The organism is Globicatella sanguinis NBRC 15551, from assembly GCF_001552295.1.
In the GTDB taxonomy this organism is placed as follows: domain Bacteria; phylum Bacillota; class Bacilli; order Lactobacillales; family Aerococcaceae; genus Globicatella; species Globicatella sanguinis.
On sequence record NZ_BCQX01000158.1, the window covers coordinates 1 to 3809 of the forward strand.

General features: G+C 31.7%; 3 protein-coding genes and 1 pseudogene. 2 read left to right on the forward strand and 2 right to left on the reverse strand.

Features of this window, described 5'->3' with window-relative positions; translation table 11 throughout:
• The first annotated feature begins 52 nt into the window (after positions 1–52).
• Together GSA01S_RS10590 and GSA01S_RS09570 are read left to right on the forward strand one after the other, a co-directional pair.
• Positions 53–265, forward strand: coding sequence for a LysR substrate-binding domain-containing protein (locus GSA01S_RS10590; RefSeq protein ID WP_348651918.1), 213 nt, complete (start codon positions 53–55; stop codon positions 263–265).
• 264 nt (positions 266–529) lie between these two features.
• Positions 530–877, forward strand: a complete 348-nt coding sequence (locus GSA01S_RS09570) for a zinc ribbon domain-containing protein YjdM (RefSeq protein ID WP_066126991.1) — start codon at positions 530–532, stop codon at positions 875–877.
• 485 nt (positions 878–1362) lie between these two features.
• On the opposite strand, the gene GSA01S_RS09575 is transcribed toward GSA01S_RS09570, so the two are convergent.
• The gene (locus tag GSA01S_RS09575) at positions 1363–2622 is read right to left on the reverse strand and encodes an RNA/DNA-binding domain-containing protein (RefSeq protein ID WP_066126994.1); all 1260 of its coding nucleotides are present in this window, start codon (positions 2620–2622) and stop codon (positions 1363–1365) included.
• A gap of 705 nt (positions 2623–3327) precedes the next feature.
• Positions 3328–3809, reverse strand: a pseudogene (locus GSA01S_RS10880) (SIR2 family protein); the annotation flags it as partial.

Below are 3809 nucleotides of genomic sequence, written 5' to 3' on the forward strand. Positions count from 1 at the left end.
CTAGTAGCTCACTTTTAAGTTAACATATACAAATATCAGCACACAAACTAGTATTAAACATGCCGTAGCGAAAGGGCTAGGTATTGCTATTGTGTCTGAACAATTGATTGAAAATGATATTAAGTTAAATAAACTTTGTAAACTGGAAATAGAAGGCTACCCACTTTCACGCGACATTCAAATGATTTACCGCTCAGATATTAAGTTGCCGATGGCCGCAAGTTTATTCAAACAACACCTCGAAAAAATTGCGAAAGAAATTTAATCTCAACCGTAACAGTTTAAAATGAAGATGGTGTTCTTTCATAGGTACAACAGCTTTATCCAATCGAATTGTGCTTTGGCTAAATTTTTCGCTGAGTTATATATTAATATATGAGTCAAACTGAATTTACAGTTTTGCCCAATGCCGATAACAAATATAGTGTGAGAACCTTATAAACACAACTTTTAAAACTATAAACATATTTACTCTACATTTTTATCATATCTTATGGTAAAATAGAGAAAACAGATTGGAGGTTTAGCAATGGAACAATTACCTAATTGCCCGCAGTGTCAGTCAACCTATACTTACGAAGATCAATTGATGTATGTCTGTCCAGAATGTGGACATGAATGGAGCCAAGTTGAATCATCAGAAGAAAATGAAGAATTTTCAATTAAAGATTCATATGGCAATCCATTAGTTGAAGGTGATGATGTTATTGTTATCAAAGATTTGAAAGTGAAAGGTTTTAAGCAGGCAATCAAACAAGGAACAAAAGTGAAAAACATTCGTTTGATTGATAATCCTGCAGATGGTCATGACATTGATTGTACAATAGATGGCTTTGGACAAATGAAGTTAAAATCTGAGTTTGTGAAGAAGGCATAATATACGGAGTTATATACTTTTAAAATATACTGGCTTAAATTAAAAGAGACTGGGCAAATGCTTTTTAAATTCTGTTCAGGCATATCTATTTAATTCAAAGCGCAGTGGTTGTGTGGTCTCAAATGGCGTCTTAACGACTTGTTTGAGACATACTCAACTGTGCGGGACGGGTGGGCAATCGGAGCGAAAACCAACTGATTTTCAACTTCTTGCCCACTCCCTTTTTTACATTGATTAAACATTTATTTGAGGTGTTCCTATCAAGTACATAATATTGTCATACGAAACCCACAAGTATGCTTTAAAAATTCTTTTAAAAAATACTCATTTATTACACTAAATATATCTAAAATTTGTTTCGTAGCAAAAACAACGCAAAAGTGCAACGTATTTTTTACGTTGCACTTTTGCGTTGCACTTTAACGTATTTTATTTTTCTATAAAAAACTTATCATATTAGCCTCATCTCTACTTCTTTTTCTCATCTATATCTTTATATATTTTGTTCCTCTACCTCGTCCTACTTTCTTAACTAAGCCCTCACTCATTAATTCTTCTAATTCTCTAAGGGTCTTATATTTATCAAAACCTGATATTTTTTCAATTTCAATTCTACTAAGTTCTTTATTTCGAGGTATATTTTGTAAAATAATAGATGCATTTTTACTTATTCCTTCTACTTTATCGACAAGAATAGGCAGTCTAACCATTATTGAATTAGGATAAGTTTGAAACTGAGGTTGTCTAGCTCTTCCTTGATATAAATATTTTATCCTTCTTATCCCAGTTCCAAATTTTTCTATTAAACCTAGTCTATTAAATAAACTTCCAATTTTCTCATTTCTGAGAATAGAAATTTGACCACTAATATATTCTTCACTGCTTATTCCCTTAGGTAAACCACCTGGAGATGATATGTCAATATATTGATCATGTAATTCAACTTTAATCGGTGCAGAGATACTCCAATCTCTATGAACAAGCGCGTTTGCTATGGCCTCTCTGAAAGCATCTTCAGGTATAAGCTCAATCGTTTTTCTAACAAATCCATCTATTTTTTCATACTTAAAATACCTATTAAACACTTCTATCGTTTGATAATAGGCACTAAGTATAGAAGTATTTTCAATTATGATTCTTTCTTTAAACTCGTTAATATTAGCTCCAAATTTAACAATATCAAGTATTTTATAATTATTTTCATCCGATACAATAACTGCCGCTAGATTAAAACCTTTTTTATCATCATATAATCCTAATGTTTTTAAGATGTCTAAACTTAAGCTATCTATATTCAACTTTTCTTTTAATGCACTTTCTAAAAAGCTAAAAGATAAGTTCTTATTTTTAGATGGCAAATCTTCATAATTTTGATTCATTCCCTCTAATATAAGTCTTTTTAATTCATCTCTATCATCTACAGGTAGACTTGAAGAATCTCTTCTCATATAGGCCTTATTCTTGTAAAAATAGGGTTTTAACTCACCTTCATAAACTTTTAGTAAAACAATTTCATTCTGTTCATCTATTTCAATGTTATACTCTGGAATTGGATTGATACTATCATTTATTTTGTTCTCTATCCTTAATGCCAAATCTTTTAAATTATTAATATGCAAAGATTCACCACTATCATCTACTCCAAATTGAATAATTCCATCATTATAATTTGCATATGCACTAACTGTTTTTAAAAAACTATCTGATAATTTTGACTTAAATTCTAGATTATACGTTTCTCTCATGATAATATTCTCACCTCAATAATTTTATCGTAACAAAAACAACGTAAAAGTGCAACGTATTTTTTTACGTTGCACTTTTACGTTGCACATTAACGTATTTTTATATTTTCGTTAGTAAACGGTGAGCACTCTAGAAAATCCCACATTGAGGCTTACAACAAATACGCCGCAGTGAAAAAAATTCCGCCTCCACACTTTAATTTACTTAATACTGACCTTAAGGATTCTGGCAGTAGTTATCAGCCACTCATTTCTTCACATCTGTTCCTCATTCGTGGGATAACCTTTCCGGGTAGTCCCAACTGCTCTTTCTTCGACTTCGTCTTAAAAATCGCTGGGGCCTACTCCCATTCTTCTCATCAGGTCGCGCATTGCTCCTATTCGTCGCATTGCTTGTCCTTGATACGCAGATGGGCCGTCAACAACTCTGCTTTCGCCTTACGAATCGGCAATCGTTGGACGGACATAAAAATAATCACTTGTGATTATTTCTACTCCCATGTTTTTTTTCCAAACATCTGATATATCCCAAACTATTCAAATTACTAGATTCTATTTTTTAGAGTACAACTAAATCCAACTAATTATACGACGTTTTCAGATTTTTTGTCCCGTCCCAGTCCCAGTACCGGATAAAATTTTTACCCCACTAATATACCGACAGCACCATTTAAGTATGAATAGAATAACTGAAATAACTTTCAACTAAATAAACCAAGGCATAAAATGAGGAACTAAATCATTCATGTTTTGTACTTTTCCTAAACAATATTCAAAGTGTTTTTTATTTCTATTTTCTGATATGTATTTAAACAGATCATCTTTTGTTTCAAAGTAGTTCTCTTCATATATAAATAATGGAGGTATCTTTGCTTCTTCCGGATTGTTAACAAATAATAATAGCGATAGCAAACCATCACAATATCCCAGATTGTAGAATGCTTGATCGTAATTTTCTTCTGATATACGCTTTTCATAATAACTCTCGTATGATTGAATTTTAGGCTGAAAGTAACCAGGAATCAAATATTCTCCATTACTTCTATGTGCAACACACCTCTCTAAAACATGTATAAATGCATCTTGATAAGCTATTGATAATAGTAATTCAGGAAAATCTTTAATCTCGTTTCGATAAGTATTTGATTCAAGAAGCTTTATATGCTCTTTTTTAATGACTTGGATAG

Bases quoted from the DNA above. Each gene is read 5' to 3' on its own strand.
- GSA01S_RS09570 (WP_066126991.1), top strand. From the start codon at position 530: ATGGAACAATTACCTAATTGCCCGCAGTGTCAGTCAACCTATACTTAC.
- GSA01S_RS09575 (WP_066126994.1), bottom strand. From the start codon at position 2,622: ATGAGAGAAACGTATAATCTAGAATTTAAGTCAAAATTATCAGATAGT.